The sequence below is a fragment of the Corynebacterium sp. Marseille-P8863 genome (genome assembly GCF_946902955.1).
GTDB lineage: Bacteria > Actinomycetota > Actinomycetes > Mycobacteriales > Mycobacteriaceae > Corynebacterium > Corynebacterium gottingense.
In genome coordinates this window covers 1-15,921 of sequence record NZ_CAMPQC010000015.1, presented here as the reverse complement: position 1 = coordinate 15,921, position 15,921 = coordinate 1, and the positions used below count along the sequence as shown (strand labels likewise).

The following is a 15,921-nucleotide window of genomic DNA, read 5'->3' as shown; positions in this document are numbered from 1 at the left end:
GGTGAACAATCGGTGAACTTCGCCAACACGCCAGAAAAAGCCTGATAAAACGCTGCGGATGCGATGAATGTCACACAATCAGCGGTTGACTCGCGTCACCGCAGTCCCACCAACAACAGCGGTTACGCGCTTTCCGACGCCCCGCCGTACACCACGTGCCGCTCCGCCACAGCAAAGCCGAGGCCCTCGTACCGCGCCACAGCCGGCGCGTTATCCGCCTCCACGTACAGGATGACGCGATCCTTCCCCTCCCCCACCAAATGGGAGAGCGCAAGCTGCATCAGCGGGGCGCCGAGCCCGCGGCCACGGTAATCATTGGCCAGGCCGACGACGTACAGCTCGCCCGTACCGTCCGGGTGCACCTTGGTCCAGCTGAAGCCAGCGAGCTCGTCCCCGCAGGAGAGGAACCAGACCCCCTCCGGGTCAAACCACTCCACCCGCATCGCGCGGTGGAGACGCTCCAGGTCCCACCCGCCCTGCTCGGGGTGCCAGGAAAATGCCTCGTTGTTGACGCGCAGCCACTCGCGCTCGAGCGCGTCCTGCTCGCCCGCCGCTTTCGCGCTAGCAAGGGTGCGCGCTTGGTAGCCATCCGGGAGCGTGAGCTGCGCTGCGTCCCGCAGATCGTCCCCCTCGCACGCCATGACCAGGAGCTCGCGCGTGGGCTCCAGCCCCAGCGACTCCGCCAGGGCGCGCGCCCCCGGCAGATTGCCGTGCGCCCACAAGCCGGCGTCGGGACGCTGCTCGAGCACCCTGCGCGCCAGCTCGGCACCGATTCCGCGACGGCGGGCCTCCGGGTGCACCACCAGCTCCGCGGAGCCGTCCGGGGCGATGGAGGCCAGGCCCGCGAGCCCACCGGGGACGTCGGTGGAAGGGGTGGTGAGGAGGGAGTGGTTCAGGGTGGCGTCGCTAAGCGCCTGCTCGAACGCCTCGGAGAATGGGGCGACCCCGTCGGCGTCGGTGGCTGCGTGGAGGATGGTGCTGTAATCGTGCATGGACCCAGGCTACGGTACAAGTATGCAATTGAAGCGAAGTGCGGCTGTCGGGGTCGCGGCGATCGCGCTGCTGGGCTACCTCGCGGACACGGCGGCGGGGATGCGGGCCGAGCACGCGCTCTCCGCACGCGCCGCTGAGCTGGGCGAGCTGTCCACCGCCCCGGCCGCGTACGTCGGCGGCCTGCCTTTCGGCCGCACCGTCCCCCGCATCACCGTCGACGCCCTGGACGTGCCCGTCGCCGGCGTCGGCGTGGGCAACGTGGGCATCAAGCTTGTCGACGTCACCCTGCCCCACCCCCGCACCGCGCACCTCGTGGACGACCTGCCCGGCGCGAAGGCGAGCCTCGTGCGCCGCATCGTCCGGCTCGACGGCGTGGCCTTCGGGCAGTTGCTGGGCATGACGAACTTGGACATCGCGAGCCCCTACGACATCTCCCCGTCCGGTGGCGGCGCGAGCGAAGCGCGGCTGACCGGCACCATTCCGGGCACGGAGGACCCCGTGACGGTGGTGGTGACGCTGCGAATCGACGGCACGAAGTTTGTCATGCGCCCGAGCGAGCTCGTGGACGTCCCCCTGGAGCTCACCGACCGCGCCGTGCAGGCGTTCAGCCTGGAGCGCGATACCCGGGACCTGCCGCTCGGTGGCCCCGCCGACTGCGTGCAGCTCACCGGCGGATCGATCGAGTTTTCGCGGGACCGTATTAATACCGTCGTGGAGGAGACGGACCTTACCCCGCTCCTGCGGGACCCGTCGACGGACGAGGGCGCCCGGCAGGCCGAGGATTCGCCGCTGGCGTCGGACGCGGAGGATGCGTCGGCAGGCTAGGCAAGCTCGGCAAGCGATGCAAGCGAGGCAGAGTGCGGTCGCGGCACGCCAGCGACTACCCTGGCTGGCATGGCTGATACAGAGAACACCACTCCCGAGAACACCGGCTCGCTCAACGGCAACGACGCCGTCAACCTGGCCGCGGAGCAGTCGAAGAACACGGCGCACCGAAACATCCCGGCGCTGGGCTTTGAAGACTTCCCGCTGGAGGAGGACACGGCGAACCTGCGTCAGGGGCCGAGCCTGCACGACGGGCTGCTGGCGCTGTTGCCGCTGGTCGGCGTGTGGACCGGCACCGGCCAGGCCAACGACAACGGCGAGGAGTACGCCTTTGGCCAGCGCCTGGTGGTCTCTCATGACGGCGAGAACTACCTGCGCTTCGAGTCGCGCATCTGGCGCATCGACGAGGACGGCAACGCCACCGGCGCCGACCAGCGCGAGGTGGGATTCTGGCGCATCTCGCTGAAGGACGAGATCGAGGTGACCCTCACTAACTCCCGCGGCCTCGTCGAGGTGATGTACGGCGAGCCGGTCAACGAGCGCGCCTGGCAGCTGCAGAGCGCCACCACCCTGGCCACCGAGTCCGGCCCGAAGCAGCACGGCGCGGGCAAGCGCCTCTACGGGCTCATGCCCAACAACAACCTGGGCTGGGTCGACGAGCGCGCCGTCGGCGGCGAGATGGTTCCCTACATGTCCGCCGAGCTCAAGCGCATCGCCGGCTAAGCCCTATCCAGCGCGGCGACGATCAGCTTTTGCACCTCCGCCGCGTTGTCCGGCGCCGGCAGCTTCTTCCCGTTCAGCTTGCGCACCCGCGCGTACATGCGCGTGGAACTGACCAGCCAGACGGATTCCGCCTTGAGCAGCTCACTGAGGTACATGTCCTTCTGCTTACACTTCCACCCCTTCTTCTCCGCGTGCGCGAACAGCGCCGCCTGGGTGGTGCCGGGCAGGATCCCCGGCCCCGGCTTCGGGGTGCGCAACCGCCCGCCCTTCTTCACAATCACCACCGTCGAGGTCGCGCCCTCCAGGACACGGTCCGTCTCCGGATCGATATAGATGACATCGTCGTACCCCTCTCCGCGGGCCCACCGCAGCGCCGCCATGGACGCCGCGTAGTTCAGTGTCTTTGCACCCACCCGCATCCAGGGGACCTCCGCCTCCCCGCCTTCGCCGCGGTTGATGGTGTAGCCGCGCGGGGTGGTCACCACGCTCACCCCGTTCTTGCGCTCCTCCAGCACCGAGTCCGGAATCGGCCGGATGGTCAGCCACGCAGTGGGCACGCCGGTAGTCTCGCGCCCGCGCGACATGGTCCAGACGCACTTCGCATCCACGTCCTCCGCAGCAAGCCCACGTTCACGCACGTAGTCGGCCACCGCCTCCCGGGTCGCCTTGATCCAGTGCTCCCTGCCGGGGTCGGGCAAGTCGAGGGTGGCGGCGGAGCGCCGGAACCGCTCCACGTGCTGCTCCAGGTTCGCGGGCTCGCCCTTGCGGATGAGGATCGTTTCAAAGATCCCGTCGCCGCGCGTCACAGCCGCGTCATCCCAGAAGATGTGGGGCGTGTTCGCGTTTTGTCTGCGCACGGAGCCGCCGAAGGGCTCGACGAGGTAAATGACCGGAGCGGGTGGGAGCATCGATGCCATACTGTCCCATTATGCCCGTATGATCGGGGTCTATGTCGTATTCGTCCGATCTTTTACAGCTGCCAGGCGCCACCCCCATCGAGTCCAACCCGCTCGCCGAGGGAGTGGCCTGGCACTACGGCAATCCGCTCGCGGAACAGCAGGGCTTACGCCTCATCGACCGCTCGCACCGCCGCGTCATCGCCGTCTCCGGCCCCGACGCCGCCGAGTTCCTGAACAACCTGCTTTCGCAGAAGCTTATCGACGCCACACCGTCCCTCACCGCCGCCGCCCTCGACCTGGACATCCAGGGCCACATCCTGCACCACGCCGACCTCGCACTCGTGGATGGCACGTTCTACCTCGACGTCCCGCCCGCGCAGTTCGACTCCTTCGTGGACTACCTGCGCAAAATGGTGTTCTGGTCCGACGTGACCGTGGAGGAGGCCGACTTGGCCATCCTCACCCTGCTTGCAGACGACGCCGAGTTCCCCGCCATCGACGAGGCCGTCTTCACCCGCCGCGTCAGCGACTTCTCCCCCGCCCGTCTGGACGTGGCGGTACCGCGTGGGGAAGCGCTTGGCGTGTCCAAGCGCCTCCACGAGCAGGGGGTGGCCTACGCCGGCATGATGGCGTTTACGGCCGCGCGGGTGCGCAACGTCGAGCCCGAGCTGGGCGTGGACCTGGACGAAAAATCCATCCCGCACGAGGCACCGCGCCTGATCAACCGCGGCGAGCACATCGGGGCCGTCCACCTGAACAAAGGCTGCTACCGCGGGCAGGAGACCGTCGCGCGCGTGGAAAACCTCGGCCGCTCCCCTCGCCTGCTGGTCATGCTGCAGCTCGACGGCTCAGCCCCGCACGACCCGCAGCCGGGCGAGACCATCACCTCCAACGGGCGCAAGGTAGGCCGACTGGGCACCGTCGTCCAGGACGCCGACTACGGCCCGGTCGCGCTCGGACTGGTCAAGCGCTCCGCCCTCACCGCCCCGCTGGACATCGAGGGGGTCGCTGCGAGCGTGGACCCGGACTCGCTGCCTACAGACGAAGGCGAGAAGCTTGGCCGCCTCGCGGTGGACAAACTGCGCCGCGGACGTTAATCCCAGCTCAGGGGCCGGGTGAGCATTTTCGTGGCGTACAGGCTATTATGTCCCCCAGGACAATAACTATCGAAAGTATGAGGCCGCCTTCTTAGGCCGCCCTAGAACCACCTCAAGGGGGTCACGCCATGGGCCGCGGACGCGCCAAAGCAAAGCAGACCAAGGTTGCTCGCCAACTCAAGTACAACACTCCTGAAATGGACCTCGACTCTCTGCAGCGTGAGCTTGCAGGCAAGGCACCGCAGCGGCGTTGGGACGAGGACGGTGACGAGGTGGATGACCAGTACGCCGAGTACGCGGACTGGGACGATGATGACGAGGACCGGAAGTAAGTCCGCCCGGCCCCACAACGCCACCATTCACACCGTTTGAGCACAAGCACCCGGCAACCCCGGGTGCTTTGTTCATGTGCGGGGTGCGCCGGGCTAGTACTGCGGGCGCCTAGTACTGCGGGTGCTCGCCCACCAGCACTGCGCGCTCGGTCTCGCCGTTGTCCGCAGCGCGGACCTCGCCAAGCACCCAGGAGTCCACGTGGCGGGCGGCCAGGATCGCCAGCGCGCGGTCACGGTCCTCCGGCGCGACGACGGCGACCATGCCGACGCCCATGTTGAAGGTCTTCTCCATCTCCTCGTCCGGCACCTGGCCGACCGACTTGATCGTGCGGAAGATCTGCCCCGGCGTCCAGGTGGCGCGGCGCATCTCCGCAACCAGGCCCTCCGGGATGATGCGGACCATGTTGCCCGCCAGCCCACCACCGGTGACGTGGCAGAAGGTGCGGACCTCGCACTCGGAGGCCAGCTCGAGGCAGTCGCGGGCGTAGATGCGCGTCGGCTCCAGCAGCTCCTCGCCGAGGGTGCGGTCGAACTCCTCAATGTGGCCGTCAAGCGGCAGTCCGGCCTTTTCCAGCAGGACGTGGCGCGCCAGGGAGTAGCCGTTGGAGTGCAAGCCGGACGAGGCCATGGCGATAATCGTGTCGCCCTCGCGCACGCGGTCTGGGCCGAGCAGCTCATCCGCCTCCACGACGCCGACGGCGGTGGCGGAGACGTCGTAGTCGTCGGCCTCCATCACGCCGGGGTGCTCGGCGGTCTCGCCGCCGAGGAGTGCGCAGCCGGCCTGGACGCAGCCTTCGGCGATACCGCCGACGATGTCCGCGATCTTCTCCGGCACGACCTTGCCGGTGGCGATGTAGTCCTGCAGGAACAGCGGCTCGGCGCCGCAGACGACCAAGTCGTCGACGCACATGGCGACCAGGTCGATGCCGATGGTGTCGTGCTTGTCCATCGCCTGGGCGACGGCCAGCTTGGTGCCCACGCCGTCGGAGCCGGCCGCGAGCAACGGCTCGCGGTACTTGCCCAGGGCGAACAGACCGGCGAACCCGCCGATGCCGCCCTTGACCTCCGGGCGGGACGCGCGCTTCGCGTGGCCCTTCAGCAGCTCGACGGCGCGGTCGCCGGCCTCGATGTCAACGCCCGCGGCGGCGTAGGAGACGGAGGGGTCGGAGTTCTGGTTAGTCATGTCGGGTGTCACCTTTCTGGATGCGCCGGACAAGGTCGGCGTTCGGGTTGCCGTCGGGAAGCCCGAGCGGGTAGTTGCCGTCGAAGCAGGCGGCGCAGAGGTTTTCTGCGGGGTGGTTGGTGGCGGCGATCATGTCGTCGATAGGCACGAAGGCCAAAGAGTCAGCGCCGATCATGGTGCGGATGGACTCGGCGACCTCCGCATCGGTGCCGCCGCGGCCGTGGTTGGCAATGAGCTCGCCGGGGCTGGCGAAGTCGATGCCGTAGAAGCACGGCCACTTCACCGGCGGCGACGCGATGCGCACGTGTACCTCGGCGGCGCCCGCCTCGTGCAGCATGCGGATCAGCTTGCGCTGGGTGTTGCCGCGCACGATCGAGTCGTCCACCACCACGAGCCGCTTGCCCTCGATGACGGCGCGCACCGGGTTCAGCTTCAGCCGCAGCCCGAGCTGCCGCAGCGTATCGGACGGCTGGATAAACGTGCGACCCACGTACGCGTTCTTCATCAACCCCTGCTTGAAGGGGATCCCGGACTCCTCGGCGTAGCCGATCGCCGCGGGGGTGCCCGACTCAGGCACCGGCATGACCAGGTCGGCCTCCACCGGGGCGACTCGCGCTAATCGACGCCCAATCTCAACGCGGCTGGCATTCACCGTCTGGCCGTCCAGCACCGAATCCGGGCGCGCCACGTAGACGTACTCGAATACGCAGCGTGCCTGGCGCGGCGCCTCGGCGAAGCGCTCGGAGCGGATGCCGGTGGCGTCGATGGCCACGAGCTCCCCCGGCTCGATGTCGCGCACGAAGGAGGCGCCGACGATGTCCAGGGCGCACGTCTCGGAGGCGACAACCCAGCCGCGCTCCAACCGGCCCAGGGAGAGCGGGCGCACGCCGTGCGGGTCGCGGGCGGCGTAGAGGGTGTCGCCGTCGGTGACCATGAAGCAGAAGGCGCCCTTGAGGCGTGGGAGGAGGTCGAGGGCGGCGTCGATAAGCGTGTGCTCCCCGCGGATCCGGTCGGCGAGCAGCGCGGAAACGACCGCGGTATCGGAGGACGAGCCCTGGCCCTGCACGCCGTCGGCCGGGATGAGCTTGCGCTCGATCGCCTCGGCCTGCAGCTCCTGGTAATTGGTCAGGTTGCCGTTGTGCGCGAGCGCGACGTCCGTGCCGTTTGGCGAGGTACGGAACATCGGCTGCACGTTATCCCAGGAATTGCCGCCCGCCGTGGAGTAGCGCGTGTGCCCGATGGCCACATCGCCCTGGAGGGCATCGAGGACGGACTCGTCGAAGACCTGGCTGACCAGGCCCGTGTCCTTAAACACGACGATGTTGGAGTGATCGCCCACCGCAATGCCCGCGCCCTCCTGGCCGCGGTGCTGGAGGGCGAACAAGCCGAAATAGGACAGTTTGGAGACGTCTTCACCAGGCGCCCACACGCCGAACACGCCGCACTCATCGCGCGGTGTGTCGTCGAGCTGCGCCCGGGAGTCCCCGTCATTTTCCATGCTCACGGTATGCACGGCCCTTACTTTAACGGACCGCGCCTACGAAAGGGCAATTACGGGCAACCCCCGCGCGATCTCGCCCGCACGGGAGCCGGAGGCGTCGATCCTGCCCGCGGCCACCTCATCCTCAAACGTGCTGCGACCGGTGGCGATGCGCAGCCAGGTCTCCGGAGCCATCTCCACCACGTTCGGCGGGGTGCCGCGGGTGTGCCGCGGGCCCTCAACGCACTGCACCGCCACGAACGGGGGCACGCGCAGCTCCACCGACTTGCCCGGGAGTTCTTCGGCGAGGGTGCGGGCGGTGCGGCGGGTGGCGTCGGCAAGCAATGCCCTGCCGGGTGTCTCCCCTTGACCATCGAGCCACGCGGCAACCGCCGCCACCGCCTCGCGCGTTGCCGCCGGGTCCTGCTTCGAGCTTCTGCTGGATGCCATGCGCTCCATACTAAGATGCCTAGCCATGACGAACACAGCAGTCCCCATGAACAGGTCGGCGTCCATCACTCTGCGGTTCATGGCATCGCCTACCGACGTCCTCATCGCCGGCGCCCAAGGCGTCTCGGGCGGCCGCGTCCTCGAATGGATTGATAAGGCCGCTTACGCCTGCGCCGCGCAATGGTCCGCCACCTACTGCGTGACCGCCTACGTGGGGCACATCCACTTCACCCGGCCAATCCCGTCCGGCCACATCGTGGAGGTGCGCTCCACGATCGCCATGACCGGGCGCAGCTCAATGCACATTGTCAACGAGGTGCTCTCCGCCGACCCCCGCGAAGGCAAGTTCACCCGTGCCTGCGACTGCCTCGTCATCTTCGTGGCCAAGGACCCGGAGACCGGCAAGTCCATGCCCGTGCCGACGTTCGTGCCGATTACCGACGAGCAGCGCCGCGTCGAGAAGGCCGCGAAGTCGCGCGTGGACCTGCGCAAGGCCATCGAGGCGTCCATGGAAGAGCAGACCTACACCGACGACGGCACCGCGCCGCGCCTGACCCACCGGTTCATGGCCAAGCCCACCGACGTGAACTGGGGCGGCAACGTCCACGGCGGCACCGCGATGGAATGGATCGACGAGGCCGGCCTCGCCTGCTCCATGGAATGGTCCGGCGAGCGCACCGTCGCCGTCTACGCCGGCGGCATCCGGTTTTACAAACCCATCCACATCGGCGACCTCATCGAGGTGGAGGCGCGCATCACGCGCACCGACTCCCGTTCCATCCACGTCTCCACCTTCGTCCGGGCCGGCGACCCGCGCGGCGGGCGCGACGAGCTGGGGACCGCCATCCACGCCTCGTTTACCTACATCGGCATCGACGTCGACGGCAACCCGCTGCCGGCGCGTCAATTCGTGCCGGTAACTGACGAGGACCAGCGCCTCTGGGAGCACACCCAGACACTCAAGGACCTGCGCGGCCAGTACGAGCCAGAACCGCTGGTCGAGCGGCCGGGTCCCACGCAGCGGGTGGACTAGGGCTGGGTTGTTGGCTGGGTAGCTGGGGTTGTTGGGGGTGCGCCGCTGGGTTTTTCGCTGCGTAACTCCGTCGTCTAAATGGAGCTAGCTCCGTTTAGGGTTTACGGGTCCGTGCGACCTGGGGTTTTACCGGCGGGGCAGGTCCAAATGGAGCTAGCTCCATTTAGGGTTCACGATTCTGCGCGACCTGGAGTTTTACCGGCGGGGCAGGTCTAAATGGAGCTAGCTCCATTTAGGGTTCACGGTCCCGCACGACCTGGGGTTTTACCGGCCGGGCAGGTCCAAATGGAGCTAGCTCCATTTACGCCGCGCTCCCGAAGCCGTAACGAACCCCAGCAACGTCGCAGAAACGACAAAGCCCGCCGCGCCGGCACCTGTGGCACCGGCGACGACGGACATGCCGAAGATAGCGGCGAGCGTCAGCAGTAGCGCAACCACGTGACGCCCGCCTAGGCGCTACACCGCCGCGTTCGGCGCGTGCGCTGCGGCGAAGTGCGACGGAAGGGTGTCGGCCCAGGCGTCGCGAAGCTGGGCAATCTCCAGCTGCTCGGAGCCGAAGTGCAGTTCGCCGTCCGCACGCGTGCTGCCGATCACCGCGGCCGGCACGCCTGCGGCACCGGCGCGCTCCACCAGCGCGTCCGCGCGGTCGGCGGTCACGGCGACCAGGACGCGGGACGCGGACTCCGAGAACAGCGCGGTGAACGCGTCCTCATGCACGGCCGCGAGGTCCAGGTCAGCGCCCTTTCCGGAGGCCTGCAGCATCTCGAACACGGCCTGCGACAGGCCACCCTCGGACAGGTCGTGGGCGGCGGTCACGCCACCGTTGCCCGCGGCATCGGCGAAGAACTTCGCCAGCCGCTCCTCGTTTGCCAGGTCCACCTTCGGCGGCACGCCGCCCAGGCCCGCGCCAGAGATGTCCTGCCACACGGAGCCGCCGAACTCGTCGGAGGTCTCGCCGAGCAGGACCAGGGAGAACTCCTCCTCCGTCGAAGGCACGGCGTGCGGATTGGCCTTGGCCACGTCGTCGATGACGCCGAGCACGCCGACGACCGGGGTCGGCAGGATCGGGGTCTCGCCGGTCTGGTTGTAGAAGGACACGTTGCCGCCGGAGACCGGGATGTTCAGCTCGGCGGCGCCGTCGGCAAGCCCGTGCACTGCTTCGCGGAACTGCCACATCACGTCCGGGTTCTCGGGCGAGCCGAAGTTGAGGCAGTTGGTCACCGCGACCGGGGTCGCGCCGGTAACCGCGACGTTGCGGTAGGCCTCGGCGAGCGCCAGGCGAGCGCCCTGGTTCGGGTCGAGGTAGGTGTAGCGGCCGGAGGCGTCGGTAGCGATGGCGACGCCGCGGTTGGTCTCCTCGTTAATGCGCAGCACGCCGGAGTCTGCGCCGTGGGCCTGCACGGTGTTGCCGCGTACGTAGCGGTCGTACTGCTGCACGATGTAGTCGCGCGAGCACAGCGCAGGCGAGGCCACCATCTTCAGCCATGCGGCGGACGGCGCCTCCTGCTTGTTCACTTCGCCGCGTTCAGCGACCTCGTCAATCCAGTCCGGGCGGGCGTAGGGCCGCTCGTACACCGGGCCTTCGTCGATCGACGACGGCGGCGCGTCCAGCACGACCTCGCCACCGTGGGTGACCACGTAGCGGTCCTTCTCGTCGGTGACCTCGCCGATGACGGCGGCGCCCACCTCCCACTTCGCGCAGATCTCCATGAAGCGGTCCACGTTCTCCGGGGTGACCACGGCGCACATGCGCTCCTGGGATTCGGAGGCGAGGATCTCGGCGGCCGACATGTTCTCGGCGCGCAGCGGGACGTTGTCCAGGTTGACGCGCATGCCGCCGTCGCCAGCCGCGGCCAGCTCGGAGGTGGCGCAGGCCAGACCACCGCCACCGAGGTCCTGGATGCCCACGACCACGCCGGCGTGGTAGAGCTCCAGGCAGCACTCGATGAGCACCTTCTCCGCGAACGGGTCGCCGACCTGCACGGCCGGCAGCTTGCGCTCCTCGCCCTCCTCGAAGGTGGCGGAGCCCAGCACGGAGACGCCGCCGATGCCGTCGAGGCCAGTGCGCGAGCCGAAGAGCACCACTTTGTTGCCGGTGCCGGAAGCGAAGGCGAGCTTCAGGTCCTCTACCTTCAGCGTGCCCACGCACAGGGCGTTGACCAGCGGGTTGCCAGCGTAGGCGGCGTCGAAGACGGTCTCACCGCCGATGTTGGGCAGGCCGAGAGAGTTGCCGTAGCCGCCGACGCCGTGGACCACGCCGGGCAGGACGCGCTTGGTGTCCTCGGCATCAGCAGGACCGAAGCGCAGTTGGTCCATGACGGCGATCGGGCGCGCACCCATAGCCATAATGTCGCGGACGATACCGCCCACGCCGGTCGCGGCGCCCTGGTAGGGCTCCACGAACGACGGGTGGTTGTGGCTCTCCACGCGGAAGGTCACCGCGTCGCCGTCGCCGATGTCCACCACGCCAGCGTTCTCGCCAATGCCGGCGAGGATCTTGGAGGCCATCTCCTCAGTCATCGTCTCGCCGAAGTAGCGCAGGTGTACCTTGGAGGACTTGTACGAGCAGTGCTCGGACCACATCACGGAGTACACGGTCAGCTCCGCGTCCGTGGGGCGGCGTCCCAGGATGGACTTGATCTTGTCGTATTCCTCGTCGCGCAGGCCCAGCTCCGCGTACGGCTGGTCAAGGTCCGGGGTTGCTTGCGCGTTCTCGACGGTGTCATCGTGCACGGTCATAATCGTTTACGCTCCGATCTTCGAGATAGCGTCGATGGCGGATTCGAACAGGCCCAGACCATCAGTGGACGGGCCGGTGAGCAGCTCAATCGCGTGCTCCGGGTGCGGCATGAGGCCGACGACGCGGCCCGACTCATTGGTCACGCCCGCGATCGAATTGGCGGAGCCGTTGAAGTTGTCGGTGTAGCGGAAGACCACGCGCCCCTCCTGCTCCAGCTGGTGCACCGTTTCCTTGTCCGCCTGGAAGCGGCCCTCGCCGTGCTTCGCCGGCACCAGGATCTTCTGGCCAGCCTCGAAGCGGGAGGTCCACGCGGTGTCCGCGTTGGCGATCTCCAGGTAGGTGTCCACGCAGTGGAAATCCAGGTGCTGGTTGCGGGTGAGCGCGCCCGGCAGCAGGCCGGCCTCGGTGAGGATCTGGAAGCCGTTGCAAATGCCCAGCACCGGCATGCCCTTCTTCGCGGCTTCTACCACAGCGCCCATCATCGGTGCCTGCGCGGCGATCGCGCCGGAGCGCAGGTAGTCGCCGTAGGAGAACCCGCCCGGGACGACGACGGCGTCCACGCCGGTCAGGTCGTCGTCGGCGTGCCACAACTGCTTCGGCTCGGCTCCTGCGAGGCGGACGGCGCGGAGCGCGTCGACGTCGTCAAGCGTGCCTGGAAACGTGATAACCCCGATGGTTGCCGTCATCGAACAACCTCGAAATCCTCGATCACGGTGTTGGACAGGAGGGTCTCCGCGACGCGAGCAAGCTCCTCATCCGTGACGGAGTCATCCACCTCGATCTCGAAGCGCTTGCCCTGGCGGACATCCTGGACCCCGTTCACCCCGATTCGCCCAAGTGCGCGCTGGACAGCCTGGCCCTGCGGATCCAGGATTTCAGCCTTCGGCATGACATTTACCACGACACGTGCCATGAGATTCCTTCATTAGTCAGAGGTCAGCAGACGTGGGCAAGTATATCCGACGCCACCGGGGAACCAATAGCGGTCCAACAGATGAACAATGCCTGAACTTTAAGTTTTTACTGAGTTTATACCCAGCGCAGCCTAGCGACCGGCGTTATTTTAACTGGGAAATTACTCCATCCTCTCAGCAAAGGGTTCCACATGCGTTTCAACCACCGCCACGGGTTCTCCGCAGCGTTCATCGTCGCGCTCGCCGCCGGCACCATCACCGTCCCCACCGCGCACGCGGCGACCGACGGCTCCAACGTGGTCATCAACGAGGTCTACGGAGGCGGCGGCAACTCCGGCTCCACCATCTCCAACGACTTTGTCGAGCTGTACAACCCCACCGACAAGGACATCGACCTTGCCGGATGGGTCCTCGACCAGCAGTCCGCGAAGGGCAACACGGTCAACACGACCAAGCTTTCCGGATCCGTGCCTGCGGGCGGGTACTTCCTGATCAAGGGCGCCGCGGGCGACGACACGTCTCACCCGATCGAAAATGCCGACTACGAAAGCTCCTTCAACTTCAGCAGCACGAAAGCGAGCGCAGTGCTTACCGACGCCTCCGGCAACCAAGTCGACCTCGTCGGCTGGGGCGGGGCGAAAAACTTTGAGGGCAAAGCCGCCGAGGTGACCTCGAACACGACTGCCATCCAGCGCAAAGAGGCGGGCGTAGACACCGACGACAACGCCGCTGACTTCCACGCAGCCGCGCCGACCCCGCAGGGCTCGGGCAGCGATCCGGTCGTGCCGTCTGAGCCGACCGACCCCGCTGACCCGTCCGACCCCGCGCAGCCAGCCCCGGAGCCCGGCGCGATCACCCCGATCGCTGAGATCCAGGGCACCGGCGCCGCTTCCCCGCTCGAGGGCAAGACCGTGACCACTGAGGGCGTGGTCACCGCCGTGTACGACGAGGGCGGCAAGAACGGCTTCTTCCTGCAGACCGCGGGCACCGGCGGCGCAGAGAAGAAGGCCGGCGACGCCTCCGACGGCATCTTCGTCTACATGGGCGGGAACAACGACTTCCCGCAGCGCGGCGACTCTCTCCAGGTGACCGGCAAGGTCTCGGAGTTTAAAAACCAGACCCAGATCACCGTTTCCTCCAAGCAGGAGCTGGACGAGGCGCTCGAGGCACCGAAGGCAGTGGGGCTCACCGAGCTCCCGGCCGGCGACGACGCCCGCGAGCCCTACGAGGGCATGCTGGTCCGCCCCGGCACTTACACGGTGACCAACAACTACAACCTGAACAACACGGGTGACCTCGGCCTGGTGGCGGGCACCGAGCCGATCTACAACTTCACCGACAAGAACAAACCGAGCGTCGATGGCTACCGCAAGTACGAGGCCGAGCAGTCCGCCCGCGAGGTGTACCTGGACGACGGCCGCACCAAGAACTATTTCCGCACGGATAAGAACACCCCGCTGCCGTACCTGGTCACCTCGGATAAGGGCGTGAAGTCCATCCGCACCACCGACCAGGTGGAGTTCCAGACCGACGTGGTTGTGGACTACTCCTTCGACCAGTGGCGCTTCCAGCCGCTGCAGCCGATCACCGGTAAGAACACCGCGGAAGAACTGCCGATCACGTGGGAGGACTCCCGCGCGAAGTCCATCGACGTGCCGGGCACCGTGAAGGGCGACTTCTCCCTCGGCTTCTTCAACGTCCTCAACTACTTCAACTCCCTGGGCAAGGATGAGGACAACTGCAAGGCTTACAAGGACATGAACGGCACCCCTGTCGGGTCCAACTACTGCAAGGTGCGCGGCGCGTACACCGAGGACGCGTTCAAGGACCAGCAGGCCAAGATCGTCACCGCGATTAACACGCTCGACGTCGACGTGCTCGGCCTCTCCGAGATTGAGAACACGGCGACCGTCACCGGTGACGTGTCCAAGCGCGACGAGACCCTGCAGAACCTGGTCGACGCGCTGAACAAGGCCGCGGGCGAGGAGAAGTGGGACCTGGTGAAGTCCCCGACCGAGCTCGGCACCGACGAGGACTACATCCGCGTCGCGTTCATTTACCAGAAGGACAAGGTCCGCCCGGTCGGCGAGTCCAAGATCTTCGACGACTCGGCCTTCACTGGCACCGCCCGCCAGCCGCTGGCCCAGGAGTTTGAGCCGGCCGAGGGCGGCGACAACTTCGTGGCCGTGGTCAACCACTTCAAGTCCAAGGGGTCCGTTGCTAACAACGACAAGGATTCCGGCGACGGCCAGGGCAACAACCCCGCCGTTCGTAAGGCCCAGGCACAGGCGCTCATTGATCACCTGAGCAAGGAAGACAAATGGACCGACCTGCCGACCTTCATTCTCGGTGACCTGAACTCCTACACCAAGGAGGAAGCCATCACCGCCATCGAGGGTGGCGGCTTCTCCCTGGTCCACCACGAGAAGAACTTTGACCAGGCTTCCTACCAGTTCGGCGGCCGACTCGGCACCCTCGACCACGTGCTGGCCAACGTGTCCGCAAAAGACCTGGTCCAGGACTCCGCAGTGTGGAACATCAACGGCGACGAGTCGGTCGCGTTCGAGTACTCCCGCCGCAACTACAACGCGCAGGATTTCTTCGGCAGCGGCGACGACAAGCTCTACGGCTACGGCAACCCGTTCCGCTCCTCCGACCACGACCCGGTCAAGGTCGGCTTCAACATCAAGGTCGATCCGAAGCTGCTTGACGACGACTCCGCCACCGAAGAACCCACCCCCGCCGAAGAACCCACCGCCGGCCGCTCCATTATCAAGGCCGAGGTGCGTGACGACGGCCACCTCTGGGTGACCTACTCCGACGACAAGGACAACCCGGTCGACCTGGGCAAGGTCACCGGCGAGGACGGCGCCGCAGGCAAAGACGGCCAAGACGGCAAGGACGGCCAGGATGGCAAGGACGGCGAGCCGGGCGCCGCTGGTAAGGACGGCGTTGACGGCGCTAACGGTAAGGACGGCGCCAAGGGCGAGAAGGGCGACAAGGGTGACCCCGGCGAGCCTGGCAAGGACGGTACCGACGGCGTTGACGGCGCTAACGGTAAGGACGGCGCCAAGGGCGAGAAGGGCGACAAGGGTGACCCCGGCGCCGCAGGCAAAGACGGTGCCGACGGCGTTGACGGCGCTAACGGTAAGGACGGCGCCAAGGGCGAGAAGGGCGACAAGGGTGACCCCGGCGAGCCTGGCAAGGACGGTACCGACGGCGTTGACGGCGCTAACGGTAAGGACGGCGCCA

Annotated in this window: 14 protein-coding genes; 6 read left to right on the top strand and 8 right to left on the bottom strand. The window is 67.2% G+C overall.

The window, feature by feature from the left end:
- Window positions 1-122 precede the first annotated feature (122 nt).
- Window positions 123-992 (bottom strand): mycothiol synthase, encoded by an 870-nt coding sequence (gene mshD / locus OVO38_RS09815; RefSeq protein WP_267208376.1) that lies wholly within the window; start codon window positions 990-992, stop codon window positions 123-125.
- A gap of 22 nt (window positions 993-1,014) precedes the next feature.
- On the opposite strand from mshD, the gene OVO38_RS09810 reads away from it, so the two are divergent.
- Window positions 1,015-1,818 carry an LmeA family phospholipid-binding protein gene (locus OVO38_RS09810; RefSeq protein ID WP_267208375.1) on the top strand — a complete coding sequence of 268 codons (804 nt, stop codon included), beginning with the start codon at window positions 1,015-1,017 and terminating at the stop codon, window positions 1,816-1,818.
- Window positions 1,819-1,887: 69 nt separating this feature from the next.
- Window positions 1,888-2,541, top strand: a complete 654-nt coding sequence (locus tag OVO38_RS09805; RefSeq protein ID WP_095554208.1) for an FABP family protein — start codon at window positions 1,888-1,890, stop codon at window positions 2,539-2,541.
- On the opposite strand, the gene OVO38_RS09800 is transcribed toward OVO38_RS09805, so the two are convergent.
- Window positions 2,538-3,449, bottom strand: coding sequence for an aminodeoxychorismate lyase (locus OVO38_RS09800; protein ID WP_369801180.1), 912 nt, complete (start codon window positions 3,447-3,449; stop codon window positions 2,538-2,540). The two genes, OVO38_RS09805 and OVO38_RS09800, sit on opposite strands and share 4 nt — an antisense overlap.
- Window positions 3,450-3,490: 41 nt before the next feature.
- Between OVO38_RS09800 and OVO38_RS09795 the strand changes: the two genes are divergently transcribed.
- Entirely contained in the window at window positions 3,491-4,537 is a 1,047-nt protein-coding gene (locus tag OVO38_RS09795; protein ID WP_267208374.1) for a YgfZ/GcvT domain-containing protein, read from the top strand.
- A 128-nt stretch (window positions 4,538-4,665) separates the two neighbouring features.
- Complete coding sequence (locus OVO38_RS09790; RefSeq protein WP_095537883.1) at window positions 4,666-4,869, top strand: DUF3073 domain-containing protein; 204 nt, start codon at window positions 4,666-4,668, stop codon at window positions 4,867-4,869.
- A 109-nt stretch (window positions 4,870-4,978) separates the two neighbouring features.
- Here OVO38_RS09790 and purM read toward each other — a convergent pair whose 3' ends face one another.
- Genes purM through OVO38_RS09775 form a run of 3 tightly spaced genes read right to left on the bottom strand, consistent with a single transcriptional unit; the run spans window position 4,979 to window position 8,009 of the window.
- Window positions 4,979-6,052, bottom strand: coding sequence for a phosphoribosylformylglycinamidine cyclo-ligase (gene purM / locus OVO38_RS09785; RefSeq protein WP_095546738.1), 1,074 nt, complete (start codon window positions 6,050-6,052; stop codon window positions 4,979-4,981).
- Window positions 6,045-7,550 (bottom strand): amidophosphoribosyltransferase, encoded by a 1,506-nt coding sequence (purF, locus tag OVO38_RS09780; RefSeq protein WP_267208390.1) that lies wholly within the window; start codon window positions 7,548-7,550, stop codon window positions 6,045-6,047. Before purF ends, purM begins: the two co-directional genes overlap by 8 nt.
- 39 nt (window positions 7,551-7,589) lie before the next feature.
- Entirely contained in the window at window positions 7,590-8,009 is a 420-nt protein-coding gene (locus OVO38_RS09775; protein ID WP_165765837.1) for a sterol carrier family protein, read from the bottom strand.
- Here OVO38_RS09775 and OVO38_RS09770 point away from each other — a divergent pair.
- Window positions 8,008-9,015: an acyl-CoA thioesterase gene (locus OVO38_RS09770; RefSeq protein WP_267208373.1), complete on the top strand. Its 1,008-nt coding sequence runs from the start codon at window positions 8,008-8,010 to the stop codon at window positions 9,013-9,015. The two genes, OVO38_RS09775 and OVO38_RS09770, sit on opposite strands and share 2 nt — an antisense overlap.
- A gap of 456 nt (window positions 9,016-9,471) precedes the next feature.
- On the opposite strand, the gene purL is transcribed toward OVO38_RS09770, so the two are convergent.
- The 3 genes from purL to purS are packed head-to-tail and all read right to left on the bottom strand — an operon-like array spanning window position 9,472 to window position 12,668.
- The gene (gene purL, locus OVO38_RS09765) at window positions 9,472-11,754 is read right to left on the bottom strand and encodes a phosphoribosylformylglycinamidine synthase subunit PurL (protein WP_416358588.1); all 2,283 of its coding nucleotides are present in this window, start codon (window positions 11,752-11,754) and stop codon (window positions 9,472-9,474) included.
- A 6-nt stretch (window positions 11,755-11,760) separates the two neighbouring features.
- A complete protein-coding gene (gene purQ, locus OVO38_RS09760; RefSeq protein ID WP_095555447.1) occupies window positions 11,761-12,441 on the bottom strand; it encodes a phosphoribosylformylglycinamidine synthase subunit PurQ in 681 nt (226 codons plus the stop codon).
- The gene (gene purS / locus OVO38_RS09755) at window positions 12,438-12,668 is read right to left on the bottom strand and encodes a phosphoribosylformylglycinamidine synthase subunit PurS (protein ID WP_095278703.1); all 231 of its coding nucleotides are present in this window, start codon (window positions 12,666-12,668) and stop codon (window positions 12,438-12,440) included. Before purS ends, purQ begins: the two co-directional genes overlap by 4 nt.
- Window positions 12,669-12,860: 192 nt before the next feature.
- Between purS and OVO38_RS09750 the strand changes: the two genes are divergently transcribed.
- The coding region (locus tag OVO38_RS09750; RefSeq protein ID WP_267208372.1) for an ExeM/NucH family extracellular endonuclease at window positions 12,861-15,921 on the top strand (3,061 nt) is incomplete at its 3' end.